Source organism: Allochromatium humboldtianum, from assembly GCF_013385175.1.
GTDB classification, from domain to species: domain Bacteria; phylum Pseudomonadota; class Gammaproteobacteria; order Chromatiales; family Chromatiaceae; genus Thermochromatium; species Thermochromatium humboldtianum.
Genome location: NZ_JABZEO010000002.1, coordinates 98,796 through 119,381 on the forward strand (window position 1 = coordinate 98,796; position 20,586 = coordinate 119,381).

Annotated in this window: 11 protein-coding genes; 6 read left to right on the forward strand and 5 right to left on the reverse strand. The window is 57.9% G+C overall.

Features of this window, described 5'->3' with window-relative positions; genetic code table 11:
- The first annotated feature begins 23 nt into the window (after positions 1-23).
- From HW932_RS02930 to HW932_RS02940, 3 genes are all read left to right on the forward strand, one after another.
- The gene (locus tag HW932_RS02930; protein ID WP_176975005.1) at positions 24-695 is read left to right on the forward strand and encodes a vWA domain-containing protein; all 672 of its coding nucleotides are present in this window, start codon (positions 24-26) and stop codon (positions 693-695) included.
- A gap of 142 nt (positions 696-837) precedes the next feature.
- Positions 838-2,682 (forward strand): protein phosphatase 2C domain-containing protein, encoded by a 1,845-nt coding sequence (locus tag HW932_RS02935; protein WP_176975006.1) that lies wholly within the window; start codon positions 838-840, stop codon positions 2,680-2,682.
- A 136-nt stretch (positions 2,683-2,818) separates the two neighbouring features.
- Positions 2,819-3,970: a hypothetical protein gene (locus tag HW932_RS02940; RefSeq protein ID WP_222932207.1), complete on the forward strand. Its 1,152-nt coding sequence runs from the start codon at positions 2,819-2,821 to the stop codon at positions 3,968-3,970.
- A gap of 99 nt (positions 3,971-4,069) precedes the next feature.
- On the opposite strand, the gene HW932_RS02945 is transcribed toward HW932_RS02940, so the two are convergent.
- The 5 genes from HW932_RS02945 to HW932_RS02965 all read right to left on the reverse strand — a co-directional run bounded on the left by HW932_RS02945 (position 4,070) and on the right by HW932_RS02965 (position 13,565).
- Complete coding sequence (locus HW932_RS02945; RefSeq protein WP_176975008.1) at positions 4,070-6,031, reverse strand: hypothetical protein; 1,962 nt, start codon at positions 6,029-6,031, stop codon at positions 4,070-4,072.
- Complete coding sequence (locus tag HW932_RS02950; RefSeq protein WP_176975009.1) at positions 6,015-7,232, reverse strand: hypothetical protein; 1,218 nt, start codon at positions 7,230-7,232, stop codon at positions 6,015-6,017. The genes HW932_RS02945 and HW932_RS02950 overlap by 17 nt, the downstream gene beginning before the upstream one ends.
- Positions 7,229-8,035 carry a hypothetical protein gene (locus HW932_RS02955; protein WP_176975010.1) on the reverse strand — a complete coding sequence of 269 codons (807 nt, stop codon included), beginning with the start codon at positions 8,033-8,035 and terminating at the stop codon, positions 7,229-7,231. Before HW932_RS02955 ends, HW932_RS02950 begins: the two co-directional genes overlap by 4 nt.
- The gene (locus tag HW932_RS02960; RefSeq protein ID WP_176975011.1) at positions 8,035-8,424 is read right to left on the reverse strand and encodes a hypothetical protein; all 390 of its coding nucleotides are present in this window, start codon (positions 8,422-8,424) and stop codon (positions 8,035-8,037) included. The genes HW932_RS02955 and HW932_RS02960 overlap by 1 nt, the downstream gene beginning before the upstream one ends.
- Before the next feature lie 98 nt (positions 8,425-8,522).
- On the reverse strand, positions 8,523-13,565 hold the full coding sequence (locus tag HW932_RS02965; protein ID WP_176975012.1) for a P-loop domain-containing protein: 5,043 nt from the start codon (positions 13,563-13,565) through the stop codon (positions 8,523-8,525).
- 145 nt (positions 13,566-13,710) lie between these two features.
- Between HW932_RS02965 and HW932_RS02970 the strand changes: the two genes are divergently transcribed.
- From HW932_RS02970 to HW932_RS02980, 3 genes are all read left to right on the forward strand, one after another.
- A complete protein-coding gene (locus tag HW932_RS02970) occupies positions 13,711-14,772 on the forward strand; it encodes a radical SAM protein (protein WP_176975013.1) in 1,062 nt (353 codons plus the stop codon).
- Positions 14,773-14,829: 57 nt separating this feature from the next.
- Positions 14,830-16,239, forward strand: a complete 1,410-nt coding sequence (locus HW932_RS02975; RefSeq protein WP_176975014.1) for a hypothetical protein — start codon at positions 14,830-14,832, stop codon at positions 16,237-16,239.
- Between the two features lie 113 nt (positions 16,240-16,352).
- Positions 16,353-20,447, forward strand: coding sequence for an ATP-binding protein (locus HW932_RS02980; RefSeq protein WP_176975015.1), 4,095 nt, complete (start codon positions 16,353-16,355; stop codon positions 20,445-20,447).
- Positions 20,448-20,586 lie beyond the last annotated feature (139 nt).

Below are 20,586 nucleotides of genomic sequence, written 5' to 3' on the forward strand. Positions count from 1 at the left end.
CCAAACCTCACGAGGGACACATCATGGAATTCACGACCGCGCTCACCCCCTACGCCGACCTCATCGAGAACCCCGTTGCCCGCTGCGCCTGCATGCTGGTCCTGGATGTCTCCAGCAGCATGGATGGCGAACCCATCCGGGAACTCAATGATGGCGTGCAACGCTTCATCGCTGAGATCCAGGAGGACGAGTTCGCCAGTCAGGCGATCGAGCTGGGGATCGTTACCTTCGGCTCACGGGTAAATGTCACCCTGCCGATCACGCCCGCACACCTGATCACCGATGTACGGCCCTTGGAAGCCGACGGCATGACGCCGATGGGGGAGGCTGTCGCCCAGTCGATGCAGGCGCTGGCCGCACGCAAGGCCGAATATCGTCAGACCGGTACCAGCTACTACCAGCCCTGGTTGGTCCTGATGAGTGATGGCGCCCCGAATGACGATTGGCGAGCGACGGCGGTCCAGTGCCGATCGCTCAGTGCGGAACGCAAGCTGGTCGTGCTCCCCGTCGGTGTCGGAGAAGGCGCGGATCTAGCGATCCTGGGCCAGTTTTCCCATCGACCGGCAATGCCGATTGCAGGACTGCGTTTCCGGGAGTTCTTCCAATGGCTCTCGGCCAGCATGAGCCGGGTCAGCCAATCGACACCTGGCACTGGTGTGAACCTGCCCCCGACCTCCGGCTGGGATCAGATCTAGCTGCGCCGGCTGGCGGGGTGCGTCATGGATGGCGGCGGCTGCATCTGGATGCCCAGCAGGCCTGTTCGCCAGCCAGCGCCAGCCAATGTGGTGTGGGCGTTTCCGATGTTGTCTATTCGCGACCTATCACTGGAAAACTGCAATGAAACAGCCTTCGCTCGACACCTCTCATCCCGATCGCACAGGAACATCGCCCATGATCGCCTGCCGTGCCTGCATGCTGGTCCTCGACACCTCCGCCTCGATGCAGGGGGTGTCGCTTATACAGTTGCAGGACGTGCTGCAAAAGCTCGTGGCTGGACTGAAATCAGAGGCGGTCACCACCAAGGCGCTCGATCTTGGCATCCTCACCCTGGGCTCGAAGGTGCGCCGCTTGCAAGAGATGGTGCCGTTGCACCGGATTGCTGTCCCGACACGCCTGACGGCCGCAGGGCCTGCACCAGTGGGACAGGCGGTTGCCCGCGCATTGCAGGCGCTGGAGTCGCAGGAAGCGCAGTACCGACAGCATGGCATGACATTCAGCCCTTCCCGGCTAGTGGTGCTCGGGCAGGGACGGGCGACAGATGATTGGCAACCGGTGGCAGCGGCTTGCCGCGACCTCGTGCATCAGGGCAAACTCGAAATCATTGCGGCCGGCGTGGGGACAGGTGCCGATTTATCCGTGCTTGGCGCGTTCGGCGACGGACACCCTTTATCGCTGGCGAGGCTTGGAGTGCGCGCTTTTGTGGACACCTTGCAAAGTCGTCTGACGGAAGACGCAGGCAAGCTGGGCACGTTGAGCCTGATCCAGCCGACGGACCAAGGGGCCGGCATGTCCGATCAGCCTCCTGTGAGGGCATCACGGGCAGCAGCGGATAAGGCACTAGCGCGGTCCTTGGGGGCAGATTCAGGCAGACCGGCTACGCTAACCGCTGCCCCAGTGAACGGCACCGCCAACCAAGTCCCGGGCTCGTCGCTGAAGATACGTCACGATGCGTCAACCCAACACCAATCCGGTCGGATGGAGGCTTCCGAGTCCGCAGACGATCCGTGGCAGGGTTCGTGTTTCCGGCGGCACCTCATGCTAACGCGCACTCAACGGAAGAACGGGAAGCGCAAGCGTGCATCATGGCCTGAACCATCTCCCGCGCAGAAACTCAAGCAGCGTCTGGCCAAACGGCACGCTCGCTCGGCCCACATCCTTGAGCCGGCACCGGAACTTCGAATCCCACCCGCCCGCGCTTGGTTCGGCGCGGCCGACACCTGTGTTGGGGCCGCCCATCTGCGCCACGAACCTCCGACACCCTGCCAAGATGCCGCACTGGTCGTCGCTGGTGATCGGCCGATGCTGGTGGTCGCCGATGGGGCAGGATCCTCGCCGGTCTCGGATCTAGGAGCCGAAATCGTGGTCATGGGTCTGCGCCGTCTGGTGGACAGCGTCTCGCGTCAGTTCCGAACCGTGCTGGATGCGTCCGACGCTCCGCCCGATGCGACGGCCCAGGCGCTTGCACATACCTTGGTGCGTCATGCCTGCGGTCTGCTCGAGGATTTGGCCAGTCTTCACCGTCGCCCCGTCACGGATTTTCGCAGTACCCTGCTGGTGGCGGTCGGCGGGCGATCCCACTGGCTGTGGTCGCGGGTCGGCGATGGCGCTCTGGTTGTGGAGCGAGACGGTGCGTTGAAGCTGCTAGGGGAGACAGGCAAGGGTGAATTCGCGAACCAGACCGTCTTTCTGGGGCGGGAACTTCGGCCCGAGCAGGTTCAGTGGGGTCTCGAACCGACGCTGGGAATGACCGGCCTGGCCGCGATGACCGACGGGGCCGCTGAGCGTCTGGTGAGCCTGGATGGCTCCCGGATCAGCGGCCAACTCGCCACCTTCTTCAACGAGGCGCGGAAAGAAAAGTTGAGCCGGACCGGACTGCGGTCATTCCTGCAGGAGCGCGAGGTCTGGCGCAGCACCTCCGGTGATGACCGCGGACTGGCGATTCTCGCTTGTGATGGTGGATAGATGCTACTACGTGTTGAATCCCGTGCGATTTAGAACTGGATTTTTTAAAGCGGAACAAAAGCGCATAACTGAAGATCAAGTTGTGCAGCTATAAATCGACAAGCCTGTTGGGTGTTCGTACACTTGAGGATTCGCTATGAAATTAGGTAGACAGTTAGACGTGAGAATCATTGATTACATCAGCGACAGAAAGGCTCGGGTCGTCGATGAGAACAACAAAAATCCTGGCATCCTCCTGATAAAAGGAAAACCTAATGAACGAAAAAACGGAATCATCAAAGCATGGGTGATTCAGTATGATAGAAACCAGGGTTTGTATCTATATGCAAATGCCTACTTCGGCAAGCATGACATATCTCAAGGCCTTACCGAAAGATATGTTGGTATTTTGCGAAAAATGTTTGATCATCCCGAAGAGTTGATCGATACTGACATCAGTTTTTTAAAAGGCATGTGCAATCGGTGCCTCAAGAAAGATCAATGGGATTGGTTTACAACTTACAAGTATCTTGGGTATCCCGTTCATCCCGTGCTACGGGAGTTCGTCGCCGACGCATTGGTTCAAAGGGATAAACTGAGAACAGGAGACTACGTCGGTCTACCAGAGTTCAGAAGAAAATATCAATTTATGCTGAGCAGTATCTTGTTTCATCTGACTGAGGAATTGGAAGATGAAAATCTGTACGTCGACATTCCGATACCCGACTTCGACCAGATTCAGTGGAAAAAAATGTCTTATGATTCGCGCAGAAATCTCAAGATAGCTGAGCGAATTTTTAAAAAATCATCGCTTTTTAGTTTAATGCACTATTTCGTGACACTTGAGCAGGAATTCGACGGCCATTTTATTCAGCCATTTATCGACCTGCACAGAAACAAACTATCACAAACGTCGTGTCACGACGTTCGCTATCAACGCACGCACGATGTATTGGTTGGCAAGAGCCGCTTAACGCTTGGGGCAGTAAATTTTCTCAGCGCGCACATCAAAAGTAATAATGCATGCGCGAAGAGCGAGGCAGTACGGATGTTTTCTGATTTCCTTGAGCTCAAGCGAGATGCGTTCTCGGAATTATGCTCACTGATCGCCGAAACAAGAGTCAACGGTATTCCGCTGCCTCAGCTTAGAAATGGTCTCGCTCATGGAGACGTGGATGTGACCGCGCACATTGACGGTGCGGCCTTCGACAATCTGCGTTCGTGCCTTCTTGATCCGCCAGTCCAGATCTTCAGTAGAATTCTTTCAAATTCGTTTCAGGATTCGGTGCCAGCAAATTTGGACTCCTGAAATCCTGTAACTATGGCTGAAAGATTGTCACGTCACGCAGGCGCTTGGGGGCGACTTGGAATCCCGCCATGCTTCCTGAGCGACGATGACACCTTGGATTTATAAGGGTGGAATGTTATTACAACCATCTCGGCCGTCAACCATGACACCGATTGACTCCAGCCAAGGGGCTAGGCGCATGAGCACCTTGTCGCGCATTGATTCAAATTTCTTCATCAGTGCGTCTTCTCGTGCGGGATCGACTCCGAGAGCCGCCAAACCCGCCGCTTCCAGCCAATAACCAGCATGGTCCAGGCTTGTCAAGGCATGCGATCCTAAGGTTGCAAAACGCGCATCTGACAGCGCTAGATAACAGCCCACGAAAGCCCATGGCCCCGGGTCGGGCATCGTCAGACCTTTTTCGACCAAGGGCAACCATCGTTTCAGCAGCGCATCAAGCGCCTCGTCGCCGGTACTCCAGCGATAACAGGCCAGCGCACGCAGCAGGTAAGCAGCTCCGTCGTTACCCTCACCAATCTTGTTTGCCGGCAGTGCATCCAAAACTTTCTGAACTTCATCGCGATAGCGCACCAATTGTGCAGCGGAGCCACCCTCTCGTAACTTCCATGCCGCAACATAGAGAAGCCATGCCAGTTCTCGTGTGTCGTTAGCATCAGGACTTTTCTGGCGTTTGATTTCCAGAAAATGAAGCGCCTCATCGAAGCGCTGTTGGCGGAGGGCGATACGCGCCTGCCAGTCAAGGCGCTTGAAATCTTGCCAATCGCGTGCCTCTAAATCATCGATTTGGCATTCCGCATGCCTTCCAGAAATAGAAGCGGCAACCGTGGGCAGAGCCATGTCGATCAAGAGGTTCGTCATGGCGCCCAGCAGCTCTGCGTGGTCAATGGCGGGGATTAAGCCATATTGAAGGCCATTGATGAGAAAATCAGCCATCAAATCGTAGTGCCCGCATCGATAGCAGGTGTGAGCTAGTGCGCAAGAAAGGGCAGGGGATTGGCCGACAGCGTATTTATAGCGCTTGTAAAGCACCTTCATTGTGCGGTGATCCAGATTCTCCGCCGCACTCAAGGCCTGCGGCAGCAACCGGTCGAGAGTCTTCGGCCACAATGCCGGCGAATCAATCGCCTTGAGCGCATCCTGGAACTGCCATTTATCTCCATAGGCCAGCCACGGCACATCGACCAATGTTTCACGCCACTCGCGCCAGCTTATCTCGTTCCAATGCGCGACACTGGAATCATCCAACATCACTTCGCCGAACAGCGTCAGCGCATGAATGCCGCCCGCCACACTGACGCCTGTTCGTCTCTCCAGCAACCAGTCTTCCAACGTCACCCCATCATCCCGCTCGAACCAAGCGTTGAGCAGAGTGGCGATTTCCGGCGCGGAAAGCTCCCCCGTCGCAGCGACCACGGTGCGCACACCTCGGGCGAGCAGACTCTCGGCCAGCCGGTACATAGCGCCATCGTGATTGCAGGCGAGCAACCAGACTCGACGAGGGAGCGCCGCCGTATCGAGTTCGAACAGCCGTTTTTCTTGATCGAGCAGACCATGCTCGTCGCCATGCGCGAGCACGAACAACTCGTCGTAACCATCCAGGCCACTCTTTAAAGAGCGCGGCAGGATCCGAAATAAGCGCTCGGCCGCAATCGGCTTTTGTAGCTTGCCGGCAAAATTGAATTCGTGTTTGGGAAACAGGTTGAGCCAAGCGGCACGAACCCCAATCAAAGGCTGTTGGCCAAACAACGGCTTGGCATGGCGGACGGTCAGTAGCGTCGCTGCTAAAGGTTGCCCCTCGAAACGTAGTGACTCCCAGGGAGCACGCTGCCAATCCAGCGGCAGCTGGGAATCCATCACGAGTAAACCGTTCCGACCACTGGCACGCCAGCCGGAAAGTTCCTGCCGGATCTTCAGCTCGGTAAGCAAGTCCGCTAGCGCCGCGTCTGTGGTCGGCTTCGGCATGGCCATCAGGGGCATGGCGTACTGCGGCGTCAAGGCGGCTTCGGGATGCCTTTCTCCCCGCAGTGCAATGAAGAGGCGGGGGTCAGTTGTCTCTGACAAGTGGTAACTCCAGGGCAGCGCGTCCATCGGCGACTGTCAACGTTAGGGTTGTAACCTCACCGGCATCCCAATCTACTTGGACCGGGTCTTCGCCGCGACGGGCGGTCTGCTTGAACTCCAGCACCCCCGACACTCGCAATTCACAGGTGACGTCGATGTCCGATTCGGCTGTTACCTGCACACGTCCTGCCCCATCAGCGGCAATCTCTAACACCGAAATGCGGGCCAGATCGTCCCACAGCCGATCTTGGATCGCCATCGCCCCATTGTCGCGCTCGCTCATGGCGAGCGCGATGCGCGGAGCGGGAATCAGCATTGTTCCGAGCTGCGCGACGAGGTTATCCAAGCGCGACAGCCAAGCCGCAATGCTGCTCTGTTCGGGCACCGAGGCCAGCTCAGCCAGCGCCAATCGCGCCGGTTCACGGATCGCTTCAGCCGCGTGGAAATAAAGATGCTGGTACTGGTGGCGAGGATCCTCATCGCCGCCCAGCGGACTACCGGTCACGACTGACAGCTCTCCGTGGGTCAAGCGTTGGGCGACCCGGCCTGGCCATATCGGCACCTCTGTCGGGAGGTTGCCCGTCACGAACTCGCTAGCAAGTGCTCTCACGGCTTGCATCCGTGCAGGAGAGAGTCGACCCACCACACGCTCAGCCATCGGAAGATAGATCCGTAGCGGATTCCACAACTGCACGACGGCCGCCTCGGGTTCGATCGGCCCGTCTTCTTCCTGTAGTACGAAGTCCCACCAGCCCGCGTAGTCCGCCTCGCTACCGACGAGCCAGCCGTGCCAAAGCGTTGCAGCTTCGGCCGGAGCATCGAGTAGCACGTAGAGCGGAACCTGCATCACCCAATCGAGTTGGCCTTTCTTGGGCGTGCAGATCTGACGCAGCTCGACGATCTGCCCGGCGGCAGGAATAGGCTCGGCCGTCTTTGCGATGACCTCACGAGCGGCTAGTCGACGTTCGATCAACGTGCGCAGGTGGGGCGGTAGCAAGGAAGGTGTCGTATCAAGCTCGCCGGGTTCAATCCGCGACACGGCTGTTTCACGCTCTGCCCATTCAGGTGAAAAATGGACGGCTTCAGCAATGGCGTACGAGGTTTCGCCACGTTCAACCGCTTCAATCAATGCGGGGGAAACGCCGAATAAGCTGCGTTCGATATGAGCGAGCGGTGGGGAAAGTGGGCGATCAAGTTTCATTGGGTAGTGTCCTGTTCCTGGTTTTCTCTCCAGTTCAACGCCTCAAGACAGAGGATTTTAAAAACGGTAAGAATGGCATGGGTGTTTTCGGGTTGGATTTCAATTCCCAGATCCCGACTGACCCAGCGGCCAATCACCGTGTCGGCAAACCGCTTTCCTTGATTACCAGCCTTATTCGCAGCCCAGTTGATTCCGAGCTGGCTGGCCTTGTAGTGGTAGGAGCTGATCTTGAGGCGCGCCGCAAGCGAGACTAATGTCTCGCTGTAATCCTTGTCTGGACAGAAATGAAACGCCAGATAAACGGGCACCCAGGCTTCGCTGCGACACAGAAAGTCCCGCGCCGAGCAAGAGACTGTTGCTTGTGTGATTCCGTATTCCGACAGTTCTTCAAACATATCGGTCGGTCGCCCAACTTCAATCGGCTCCGCTGGTAGATTGTCGAGCCAGTGATTTTCCGTATCCTCGCCGCCATCGCTTGCGGCCTGGACGAAGTGCTGCCTGATTTTTTTGGCGTCGCGAAGATGGTCTTTCAGATGCCTTAGATAGAAAACACGGAGCGCACCGGCATGGTCGATACGGGAAGAGCCGGCCGGCAATTTCATGACTTTGTAGAGAAAGAAATCCTGGATATAGAACGATTTCTCCTCGGGTAGACCACTAAGTTCCGAGGGGCGATAGTTTCCGAGTACGGCATGAACGATCTGGTAGAGCCGTTCCCATTCAGCTTGATTGAGAGTGTCGCGGCGCGCCCACAGATCGACGAGTTCCGCGTCGAGTGCCTTTCCGGTTGGCAGTGGACTCATCAATAGCGCTCCTTCAGCCAGTTCATCAGGTCGATGCGTGCGGGATGGGTCATGGTGCCGATCTTCTTCCCGATCAGTGCATTGACCGGAACTGTCTCATAGCGGTAAAAAGCGTAGCTTCGTGTCACATCGACCCGTACCCAGTGAATTCGCTCGGGCGTCAGTTCGAAGAACTCCGGGTTGGTGGATTGCGTCTTGCTTGTGCAAGGCAAGACGACGATGCGTACACCATCAGCGCGGACCTCGACGACCGGACGACTTGGAACCGGAATGCCCCGATCACTTCCGAAATCGAGTGCCGATTGCTGGCAAATATGCACAAAGCCTGCCGCCCAGTTGGCTTTAGTCACAACGGGTGGCAGGGGAGGAAGAGGTCGACCGGTGAACATGCGTGAGGATTCCGTTATTGACTGTTAGAACGTCAGAAGGAAGCCTCCGCATCATACCATATCCGCCCGCCACGGCATACGCGGCTGGGCCGCAGCATCTAATCGTGCGGAAGGCCGATGCGCTCGTAGTTCGAGACCGTGATACGGTTTGCTCCGCGATAGAGCTGCAAACAGAAGACCTGGCCGCTTTCGAGGGTCGCGACCAGGATGCCATCGTCAAGCAACGCATGTGATTGAAGCGCCGAATTGCCATGCCAACAGGCAGGAGTATTCGGTGCAGCACAAGTAACCAAACCCCCTGTTTTGGCAAGGTGCCAGCCCGCGGTTTGGCCGGAGATCAGTTCAGGAGACTTGGCTGCGTTCAGGGTCAGCAGAAGAGATGAACTCAGCCAGGGAAGGTCTTGCTCCAATATCGGTTCGCCGATTGGGACACCGCGATTTCTGTCCCACAGCTGCACGGTGCCGTCGCAATAGCAAGTGATGAGGCGTCCATCGGGAGTGACTTGGACGTCAGTGATATCAGTATGGGCGGTGAGAAGGTTCGCTACCGGAGCACCGGTCTGCCCATCCCAAATGCCCAGGGTTGTATTTTTCCAAAAAAGGATGCACCCATCTTTCGCCCTAACGATCCACTTAGCAGATCCAGTAAGTTTCGCGAGCGACGCGCCGGTTTGCCCGTCCCGCAGGTGCAGAGTGCCGTCTAAAGATTGAGATAGGATGCGTCCGTTAGAGAGTATCTGGGCGTGATAAACCACATCAGTATGTCCATTGAGGGTCGCAATCAGTGCGCCGGTCTGACCGTCCCACAGGCGCAAAGTGTCATCATCAGACCAAGAAAGGATGCGTCCGTCGGGGAAGAGCTGAGCACCAAGAACTGCGCCGCTATGTCCTTTAAGGATCGCTAACTGCGACCCGGTTTTCCCATTCCACAAGCGTAGAGTACTATCGAAAGACCAGGAAAGGATGCGTCCGTCGGGGAGTGCCCGGGCACCATAAATGAGGTCGGTATGTGCGTTGAGGGTCGCAAGCAGTGTACCGGTCTGGCCGTCCCACAGGTGCAGCCCATTCCAAGACCGGGAAAGGATACGTCCATCGCGGAGTATCTGGACATCATTGAATTCTTCGGTATGTCTTGCGAGGATCGCGAGCGGTACGCCCCTCTGACCGTCCCACAGGCGCAGTGTCTTATCGGAAGACCAAGAGAGGATAGAGCCATCGGGAAGTATTTTGATACCCTTGATCGAGCGGGAATGACCACTAAGATGAGTCGTCAGGGTTTCTCCCGTCTGCCCGCTCCATAACCTCAGCGTATTATCCGAAGACCAAGAGAGAATGCGTCCGTCGGTGAGTTCCAGGGCGCCATTGACTCGTTGGGTATGGCCGCTGAATGCTATCAGTGATGCGCCAGTCTGACCGTCCCAGAGGCGCAGGGTATGATCCCGCGACCATGTAAGGATACAACCGTTGCGGAGTATGCGAGCACCACAGGCGAAGTCGTTATGTCCTGAGAGAGTCGCCAACAACAATAAGCTGGTTTCCACGGCCCATAGTTGGATGGTGCCATCATAAAAGCGAAATAGAACGCGCCGATCAGGAAGCACCTGTGCGCCACCGATCAAGCCAAAATCAATGATGCTTGCCAGCAGTGCACCGACTTCCCCGTCCCAGAGGTGTAGAGTCTTATCCGCAGACCAAGAAAGGATACGACCGTCGGGAAGTGCCAGGGCTCCATCGACTGAGCCAGTATGTCCACGGAGGATTGCCAACAGCATCCCGCTTTTTCCATCCCACAAACGAAGAGTGTGAGAACGCTCTTTATTATTCTCGTCAAGCAGATAATCATCAGACTCTCCAGACCAGGAGAGGATGCGTCCATCAGGAAGTATCTGGGCACCATAGATTTCACCGATATGTCCGGCAAGAGTCGCCAGCAACGCACCGTTCTGACCATCCCACAGACATAAAGTGGCATCATCAGACCAAGAAAGGATGCGTCCATCGGGAAATATTTGAGTACCACGAATCCAGCCAGAATGTTTTCTGAGGACTGCTAACTGTGAGCCAGTCTGCCCATTCCACAAGCGTAGGGTGCTGTCGAAAGACCAGGAAAGGATGCGTCCGTCGGGGAGTACCTGGGCACCATAAATAAGACCGGTATGTCCGTTGAGGATCGCCAAAAGTGTACCGGTCTGGCCGTCCCACAGGCGCAGAGTGGCATCTCTGGACCAAGAGATGATCCGCCCGCCGGTGAGCGCCAGGGCTCCCTCGACTGAGCCAGTATGTCCATGGAGGATTGCCTGCGGTGCGCTGGTTTGCACATCCCAAAGGTGCAAGTTGCCGTCATATGACCAAGAGAGGACGCGTCCATCAGGAAGCTCATGGGCGCCCTCGACACTCCCTGTATGCCCCTCAAAGACCCGTAAACAAGAATCTGGCGCCGCGTGTGCCACACGCTGAGGGTTGCGCAGCCATACCCACTCACACTTACCCTGCGCGAGCCATGCCTCGGCCTCTCGTGCCACAGGGCTATCATCCGCGTGTTCGACGGCCAGTTGCAGCAGGATCTTGAACGTCGGCCAGCGTTCATCGCCCCGCCGCAGGATGTACTCACGCTCGCGGAAAAATGACTCCCACAGCCGAAATTCCTGACGTTCGGGACTTTCGGGCAGGCGAGCCAGGAGGGTTTCGTAGTCGGCCACCAGGCCGCGAACCGCACTGCTTGGCAGCTCGGTTGTGAATGCCTGCAAGAAGACGAAGTCGGTCAGTCGCCTGAATGCCGCTCTGATTCCCGCTTCGCCTTGCCAGCGCAGCGCATAGCGCACACCCCAGCGGAACAGATGATTACGCAGGTTCCCGCATGGAAGCTCGGCCCAAGTTTGAGCCAGGCGGCAAAACTTGACTTCAGCGTCCCGCACCGTGCCGGCAAGCGCCGGGGCGGGCGGGATGGCCGGTTGATCGCCACTGGCCGGACGCCCGACCAAGTAGTCGCGGAAACTCTGATGGTAGAGGATCTGGCCCTCGGTGCCGTCCGGGGTGGGAGCATCGCGCAATAGAGCTTGCCCGGCGCGGATGGCATGATGTGCCCGCTCACGGTAGCGTGGGGCATCATCGGGTGTATCCGCCAGGAGCAGAGCCAATGCCTCGGCATCCAGTGGCTCTTCGGTGCGGGCGAGGATGGCGACCAGGAGGGGCAGGTCGCGCTTCAGGTCGGAGAGGCCGGTGCGATTCATCAAATCGTCGTAATAGGCCACCAGTCCTTGGGGCAGACGCTGTTCGTCATGCACCGAGAGGCGTCCGGCACGCAGATCCTCCAGCAGCAGATGGATATAGAGCGGGAGACCGTTGGCGCAGGCGATCACCCCTTCCACGAAAGGATTGTCGATGCCCTTGTCGGTATCCTGGTCGCGGGCGACCAGAGTAGGCGCGGCGGTGGCGAGCCCTTCCAGCAACATGGCGCGGATGTCGGTTGCGGACATGGGTGGGAGTCCATGTGGGAACAGCTCTTCGCACCGGCGGTCACTGAATGCCTGGATCAGCGCTGGCTCCCGACGGCTCGCGAGCAGCCAGACTGTACCGGGTAGCGTCAGCTCACGCAGGCGCTGCGGTAACAGCGAGTCATAGGGTAGAATTTCGTCGAGACCGTCCACGAGCACGAGAAATCGGGGCGGCGGGGCGTTGGGGGATGATGCTGGTAATCCGGCCACCGCCGCCAGCATTTCATGCGCGGACTCCAGCAGCGCCTGTTCGCGTTCCGGTGTCTCTTGATGCTCCTCGCTCCCCGAGGCCATCAGCGGTGACCACTGGGCCAAGGCCGTGAGCAGGCCCCGCAGGAAGTCGCGGGTGTTGTTTCGCCCATCACCGGCACGAAAGCGATGGTAATAGATACCCTGTCGTTCCGGCCTGGCATTGCTGAAGTCGTAGGCCAACCGCGCCATCAAAAGCGATTTACCGACGCCTGGTCCGCCAAACAGCCAACCGAGTGGGGGCACGTCATTTCGGCGGGTGTCGCGTCCTTTCATCCATGTCTTGATCCGGTCGATCTCGGCAGCGCGGCCGATGAAGTCCTCTTGAAGAATGCGGGCTTCGTTCAGGAAGGCGTTCCAGCGCCAGAACCCATCCCCTGTGGAGGGCTTACTCACGAGATCATCCAGTCGGAACAGTGCGCGAAAGGCTTCCACATCAAGTGAGAGTGAGACCGGCTCATCGCGTCCAAGCGGGTTATAGGCTAAATGCTTGCGTTCGGCTCGCTGGTAGAGTGTGACAGCGGCCTCTCCGGGCCGTTGTTCCAGTTGGCCGGCACTGTTGACCAGGCGCACGGAACCGTAGCCGGCGAGCGGCAGGAGCGGAAGGGCCTCGGTCTCGGAGATGAGCCAGGGTCCGTCCGCGCACGTATCTAGCTGGCTCGGTCGGGGGACAGGCGTAGGCCGCAACCCGGACAGTCGCTCGGTGTGCTCACCGGAGATGGCGATGACCTGGATTCCGGCGCTGGTCCGGACAACCGCCCGCAACAGGTCAAAAACGTCCGCCTCGTGGGCCAGGAGCAGTTCCCGTGCCTTTGCGGAGCGCATTCCGGCACCGTGGGCTAACCCGTTGCGCAATGTGAGCAGGGAATCTTGATCGGTAACCTTCTCGCGAAAACGGGGTTCGAAGACCTCCTGATAGAGGTTGAAGACGCCTGGAGCCAACCGGGCACTGGTCGGTGGCGCCTCGCTCAGCGTCTCCAGGAGAAAGAGCCAGCGCCCCAGCGTTGGACGCTCGATGTGTTCGCGGATGCGTTCGGCAATGGGTATTGGTAAGCCGCCCCCGTTGGCGTGGATCACCTGTGCCAGGGCCACCGCCACGCTCCAGCGCACGGCGATCTCGGCGCAACTGACCAGCCAGTGCAGTCGTGCCCCAGGGTGCTGTTCTTTCAATAGCTCCGCAAGGGGAGCTGCCAGGTAGGTGGGCAGGGTCTCCGGTTCTAATCCCTGGGGCCAAGACTGGGGGAGCTGCCAACGATGGCCACAGTCCTCGCAGAGATAATCCTGACGTCTGGGACTGAACAACGCGTTCATGGAGTCACAGGCAGGACAACTGGGTGAGGTCGGGTTCATCGCGTGGTTGGTCTCCAGTGCGGGTTTCGATTCTGCATACACCTTCATATAACGGACAATCCAGCATGAATTTCAACCGGCATGGCGAATGCTGTCGAATGTCTGTCATGGCGTTCATGCAGGGATCTATTGTTGAAAATTTCCTGTTCCGTTGCGTTGTCTTGGGTATCCCCTGCCAACCGGTGCCCTGATCATGAACGACGCGACGACAAAGATGGATTACCTGCCCTTGTTCCAGGCTCTGCGGCTGGCCGACTGCTGGCGCGCCGCAGGTGGTCGACCGGAGGTGGAGGTCGCGGCGCTTGAACCGACCCTTTGGCGGGAAGGGGACAAGGACGTTGCTGATCTCGCGAGGGAACTGGCCGCATGCGGGATGGCGGTGTCGATGACAACCAATGGCTCCCGCCTGGCCCGCCTCTCGCCACGGCTGGCCCAAGTGGGTCTGTCTCGTCTGCGCTTGAGTTGGCACACGTTGGATGCCGAGCGCTTTCGCGCCCTGACGGCGACTGGCGACTACGTCACCTTTATCGATGGCGTCCATGCCGCGCTGGCTGCTGGACTGCCATTGTCGATCAATCGGGTACTGATCGGCGGCCTGTGCGACGACCTGCCTGAGCACGTTGCCTTTGTAGACAAATACCGCCTGCGTCTGAAACTGCTCGATCTCTACGAAACCATGGACAATGCCAGAGAACGGCAAGCGCATTACGTCGAGCCGATGGCGGTTGTCCGTCCCCTCGTGAGGGCCGGGCTACTGCGCGAGTCTCGCCTTGGTGAAGATGGTGTAGAGGATGGTCGACGTGGCCGTCGGCGTTTCCACACCAAGCATGGCGGTCTCGTAGAGATCAAGTGCTCCGAGACCGCTCGCCTCAATGTCGGACCTTGCGCCAACTGCTCGTACCGGAATCACTGCCTGGAGGGGCTCGCGGACTATTTCCGGGTGACGCCGGATCTGCGTGGAAATTTCTGTTACCGACGGGCGGATCTCGAGTTTTCGCTGGCACCCATCCTCGCCAGCCCGGATCCTGCGGCCGCACTGCGGCAGACCATTCGGAGCCAGTTCGGCGTCGAGCCAGACGCCCTGTTGAACCGTGCCGCGTTGCGCTACATCGTCACCTCGGGCTGTAACTTCAACTGCGGTTTTCCTGCCTCCACGACCTCCTGGTGCCTCAAGCAGGGGCAGAACTTTCTGTTTCCACCGCGCCGTCCAGAGGCGGTTCAGATCACCCCACCCATGCGGTTGGAGGTAGCCTGATGGACCAGGCTGGCATCTCGCTCTCCTGACAGGTGTATGCTTTACGATCCATGACAGTTGGCATCCTCCTTGGTCACCATGATGGATTTGAAAGAAAGCGATTTCCTGGATCGGCTACAGGCATCCCTCGGCAATCAGGGTATCCCTTCCGAGCGCGACTTCCACTTGCCGGGCGGTATTCATCGGATCGATCTTTATCTTCCACAGTTGCCGAGAGCATCTGTGGAGATCAAGAGCATTCCAAATCCCGAACAGCTTGCTTCCGCCGTTGCTGGGACGGCAACAAAACACGAGATACTCAGTAAAGAGCTTGGCGTCACCTTCAAGACGTTTCTTATCCTATTGCATCCAAGTCATCAAAAGCCTGAGAAGGAGCAGAAAACGCCAGATGGTATTTTCTGCCTGTACATCGAAGGTGATCTGGTCAGAAAAATAGCAATTGAAGAAGTCGCAATAAAAATTCAGGAAGAAATGAAGGCGTGGCGCATTCGGATTATTCAATCCGGAATTGCTATTGGCACCATTACAGGGTCGGTCGGGGCACTTACCGGAGCAGCCATAGGATATGGTGGGTTAGGCATGGCTGGTTCTCTGGGTTCTGCTGGTTTATTGGGAGGGTTGCTTTCAATACTTCACACCAGGATTACGCAAAAAGAAAAATCTGCGCTTCCTTCATTTTTTCCTTCTGATGATGCAATCAGGATTGTAGAAGGCCAGGTTTCGAACATTCTGGAAACCTTCAAGGATCTTGCACCAGAAACGCATACAGTTCTTGCCCATGAAATGAAGTTCTTACTGGATGAATTCAGATTGGGGCATTTCACGGCATGCGCCATGCGCGGAGGGCGCAGTCTGGAAACCATGGTCTATGAATTGTCACGCCGCTGGGGGATCGACATTCAGGATGCGACTTTTGGCAAGCTGGATAAGCTTCGGGAGACTCTAGACCGGATTGGCGATCTAATTGGCGATTATCAGGTTAGCGTGAATGAGCAACGGAAAGCTCTAGGAGAAGAGCTTGAGAAGGCACTGATTTCGCTGAATGCCAATTCGATGGCACTTGCGCTAGCGGTCAAAGGCGACCAACAGATTCAGCTTTCAAATACTGAAATCGCGCCACGACCAGTTGTGTCCCTGCTCAAGAAAATCCAAAAACGCTACGGACACCTGGATGGCACTGGAGAGAACATCAGGTCTTTATTTGTCAAGGATCCTGACTCTCAGGACGGCAGTCTAATCGCCCGGATCATCCGTATCAGAAACCGTGCCGCACATGCTGACACCCAAGGAAAAATGCAGGAAATTGACGAGGCGTCTGTCAGGAAGCTGATTGACGATATCAATGTGATGTTACTGAGGCTCTCGAATGTGGGGATTGCCATTCAAAATCACCGCTCAGACGGCGTTGTAGAGGATGACACGACACCGTTACACCAAACTCGTTTCGATATAAAAACCACAAACTGAATCGTTTGCTGATGACGCGCGGAAATACTGACATCTTTTAACATCTTCGATAGCCCGGGCTGACATCGATGACACAACCTCCCACCATCTGTCCCACTTGCGGTCAGGATACCTTGCGGTTCTTCAACCGGATTGGATCTTGGCGCTGTATCGCCGAGGAGTGCGGAGAAACGCTCGACGCAGTACCGCCCCCGTCAACGCCGGAGACCGCTGCCCCAGTTCTGGACCTCGAAAACCTGCCATTTCCCGTAGCCTATCCGCTGGCCCACGCCCGCGATCCGCAGTTATCGGCCCGCGACCGCAGTGACAATGCCATCTTCGCCGCCTACCAAGCCATGCGCACGACCGCGCTACTCCTGCTGGCGGACTATCTGGCCTGCGACACGGTCTGCTTTCAGCTACAGAAGCCGATTCGCGGACTCCGTCAGCCCCATTGGTACGAATGGAGCCATCTGTGCGACCGACTCTGCCAGTTCTGGTCAAATGGTTTGCAGGAACATCCGGAGCGGGAGACGCACTTTCCCCACCTCGTAGCGGCCTGGCAGGAAGTGAACCGATCCAAGAAGCTTCCAAAAGACCACCCTTGGTTGGCGCTCCTCGCAGGTCTCCCAGGTATTCAGGGACCAGCAGCCCATAGTCCAAACGATGCCTTGTGGAAGGCGCGTAACAACCGTGCTCACCGCAATGCGACGCGCACGGTAGACGATGGCGACGAACTGGCGAGACTCCCGCGTCTATTGGAGCTCGTGGAGACCATGGTCCATCGGCTCTTCGCCTGCAGCGAGTTCACCCTGTGGCGCCGGTTCGGCGACGGGGCGGGGGCGATCCGTTTGCATGGCCCGCACGCCGACCTGAGTTTTGCGATCGAGGACAGCCCCGAGCTGACCGCCCTGAATTGGGGGTCAACCGGCCTTCTGGTCTCAACGCCCACGGCGGATCTGCCCGTCTACCCGCTGTTCGTTCCGTCGGATGCGGAAACGCTCCATGAGTCACTCCCAGGCGGCGGTTTGATGGAACCTGTCGGTCTGGTAGAGGGAATCGGCGAAAAGAAGGTGGTGGTGCTCGGTGCACAGAAGTATTGGGGAGATTTCCCCCATCTGGTCGGGCCGATCCAGCGCGCCTTGGCTCGCAAAGAGGTGCAGCTCGAATTAGAGCGCACGGAGACCACCCGCTGGACCCTCGCCAGTTGGGCCGCCGTGACCGCTAGCGATACCCTCGACGGACTTTGCAGACGTAAATATTTCCCGGATCTCTATCTGGAACGGGCCGGCGTGGAAACTGTGGCGCGCGCGGTTCTTGATCGATCCGGGCGGGGTCTGCTGCTGCTCGGTGAGGCGGGTTCCGGCAAGAGTTCCCTGCTCGCCCGCTGGGTCGATCATCTGCTGCATGGCGACACAGACCACGATGACGATGCTCAACGCTATCTCGCCCAGCATGGCCGTGGCGATGTGGTGCTGTTCCTGTCTGGTGCCGACGCCTACAAGGGCGATGCCGCTTGGTCCGGTCGCCAGACCCTGTGCGAGGCCGTCCTGCGCCGCGCCGGGATCAGAAGCGGCGAGTTCGCCGACCTTAACGACCTCTTCCGTCACCTCGAAACCACCGCCAACGAGGATCTGGATTCCGACCGGCGCGTCTGGCTGATTCTCGACGCACTCAATGAAGCTGACCGCTTCACTGATTTGATTCAGGCGCTGGATGACATCCTCCCCGCCCTGGAACGCCATGCTTGGCTGCGTCTTGCTGTGAGCCTGCGCAGCGGTGCTTACCATGCCCTGGTTCAGCGCCACCATGACCTTTTGCTGCACGGTACCGAGGTGTTCACGAATAGCCGCTACCTGGCCAGCTTTACCGCTCCGAACGACAAAGTAGTGCCCTATCTGGATCTCCGTCCATTTACCGAAACAGAAGCGGCACAAGCTTACGATCTACGTCGCCAGCGCGGCCCGGAGCTGAGTTGCATCCAGCCCTACGACGCGCTTGCGCCAGCTCTGCGCCACTTGCTCCGTGCTCCCCTCTACCTGCATCTGCTCCACGAGACGTTCCGCGGGCGCACCGATCTCCCGGTGAACCTGGACCAAGGTCGCTTGCTGGGTGCGTATCTGGATCGAATGCAAGCCGATCTCCCCGGCATGGCGACTTACTTGGAGCGCCTAGGGCGGTTGATGTTCGAGCGGCGCATCCCCGTCCTGCCGATCGAGGAGGCGGACGCATGGGTCACGGAATGGCGCGCTCGCCTCGGTGCACAAAGTGCCCTGTGCGTGGTCAAGCTGGATCCCGTGGAGGAACTGGTCTCCGCCTCCCTGCTGATGCGTCCAGCAGAGGAGGGTCGTGGTTCAGAGCGACGACTGATGGGCTATGGCTTTACCTATCAGCGATTGTGCGAACAGGTGCTTTTGCGCGAACTCCAGCGGCAGATTCATCCTCGATCGTTACCTACAGCAGCAGAACTCCTCGCTTGGGCACATCAAGCCGAGCGCGCAGACGCAGTTGAGTCAAACGACTTTCCAGAGCTTGCCGGTGCACTAGAGATCGTCACAGCGGAGCTAGCCCGGGCAGGTCAGGGGCAGATACTAGCTGCATTGCTTGATTTGAATGAAGAAAGCGTCCGTACGCGTCTGCTTGAAAGCGCGCTGAAGACGCTCGGACCGCTCGGCAGAACAGATAAGGATACGTCCGAAGCCGTCATCGCGCCGATGATAAATCGGGCGCTCACTGAGGCACAGTTAAGCGAACACTGGGCTGTATCAACCTGGGAGGTCCAGGATTGGCTGGTCAACCATGGTTACAGCTTGGTCGCGCGACAGGTTGGCGAGAGTCGACTTCTGGTCATACGTGCACTGGTGGCCCTTCAACCAGAGCGATCCGACCTTAAACACCAACTATCGGCATCGCTCGATAATCTGGGCCGCCTGATGGAGGCTGCGGGCAATAACGCAGCGGCCAAGGTGCACTTAGAGGAGTCGCTGGAGATCATGCGTGCGCTGGTGACGGAATCGGGGCGGTCTGACTTTAAAAATGGCCTGTCTGCGTCGTTTAGCAACCTGGGGCGCTTGATGGAGGCGACAGGCGAGGCAACGGTGGCCCGGACGTATTTCGAAAAGTCACTGGGGATTATGCGTCACTTGGTGATAATTGAGCCCGGGCAGCCAGGCTTTCAACGCAACTTGTCGGTCTCGCTCAACAACCTGGGGCGCCTGATGGAGGCCACAGGCGACGGCAAGATGGCGCGGACGTATTTTGAGGAGTCAGCGGAAATTATACGTCACTTGGTGACACTTGAGCCCGGACGAACGGATCTTAAACGCGACCTGTCGGCCTCGCTCAACGCCCTGGGGCGCTTAGCGTGGATTATGGGCGATGGCACGATGGCACGAGTCTACTTTGAGGAGTTGCTGGAGATCGGTCATGCCCTTATTGCGACCGATCCCGAGCATTTGGATCTTAAGCGCGAGCTAGCGGTCTCGCTCGACAACTTGGGGCGTTTGTCGGTAACAGAGGGTGATATTACGGTAGCGCGGACGTACTTCGAGAAGTCACTGGAAATCATGCGTGACCTAGTCGTACTCGAACCCGGGCGATCCGATTTTTATCGGCGCCTGTCAGTCTCGCTCGACAACCTGGGGCGTTTAGCGATGACTGAGGGTGACGTTGTCGCGGCGCGGACGTGCTTCGAGGAGTCGTTGATGATCATGCGTACCCTGATACAGCAGGAACCAAAGCGGCTAGACCTGAAGCACGACCTGTCGATATATCTCAGCGAATTGGGGAGTCTGGCAGAGGCTGAGAGTGACGGCGCGAGCGCTTTGGCACATTTCCAGGAGTCACTGAAGATCCGCCGTGATCTGGTGGTGCATGAGCCAGCGAGGATAGATTTTTGGGGAGACCTGGCTAAATCGCTTGGTGGCCTATGGCGTCTTTCGAAGGCGGCGGGAGATGAAGCAATGGCGCGGGCGTATTACGACGAGGCGCTGGAGATCTGGCGAACTCTGGTTAAGCAAGAGCCGGGCCGACCCGACCTGCGGGTAGGTCTCGCGATCAGCTATTGGAACCAGTACCTGGAGGCAGATCCGGAGGATGAACCGGAGTGGTTACGGCTGATATTGGATATTTTGCGTCCTCTGCGCGAGGCCGGAGTACTACACAAGCAATTGAACCAGATCTGGGGACTTGCGACCCAGGCTCTACACGAGCTTGGGAAAGACCAGTAGAGTATCCATTGCTTTCAGGAAAGGAGCATCTGATCGATCAAGATCATCGATAGGTCATTATAAAACCAGGGTGATGATCTTTTATCCACCGACCTAAAGCTGCCCCGGAAGGCATTGATTTTTGTGGCTACAGTGTCTT

Bases quoted from the DNA above. Each gene is read 5' to 3' on its own strand.
- HW932_RS02930 (WP_176975005.1), top strand. From the start codon at position 24: ATGGAATTCACGACCGCGCTCACCCCCTACGCCGACCTCATCGAGAAC.
- HW932_RS02965 (WP_176975012.1), bottom strand. From the start codon at position 13,565: ATGAAGGTGTATGCAGAATCGAAACCCGCACTGGAGACCAACCACGCG.
- HW932_RS02935 (WP_176975006.1), top strand. From the start codon at position 838: ATGAAACAGCCTTCGCTCGACACCTCTCATCCCGATCGCACAGGAACA.
- HW932_RS02955 (WP_176975010.1), bottom strand. From the start codon at position 8,035: ATGAGTCCACTGCCAACCGGAAAGGCACTCGACGCGGAACTCGTCGAT.
- HW932_RS02970 (WP_176975013.1), top strand. From the start codon at position 13,711: ATGAACGACGCGACGACAAAGATGGATTACCTGCCCTTGTTCCAGGCT.
- HW932_RS02950 (WP_176975009.1), bottom strand. From the start codon at position 7,232: ATGAAACTTGATCGCCCACTTTCCCCACCGCTCGCTCATATCGAACGC.
- HW932_RS02960 (WP_176975011.1), bottom strand. From the start codon at position 8,424: ATGTTCACCGGTCGACCTCTTCCTCCCCTGCCACCCGTTGTGACTAAA.
- HW932_RS02940 (WP_222932207.1), top strand. From the start codon at position 2,819: ATGAAATTAGGTAGACAGTTAGACGTGAGAATCATTGATTACATCAGC.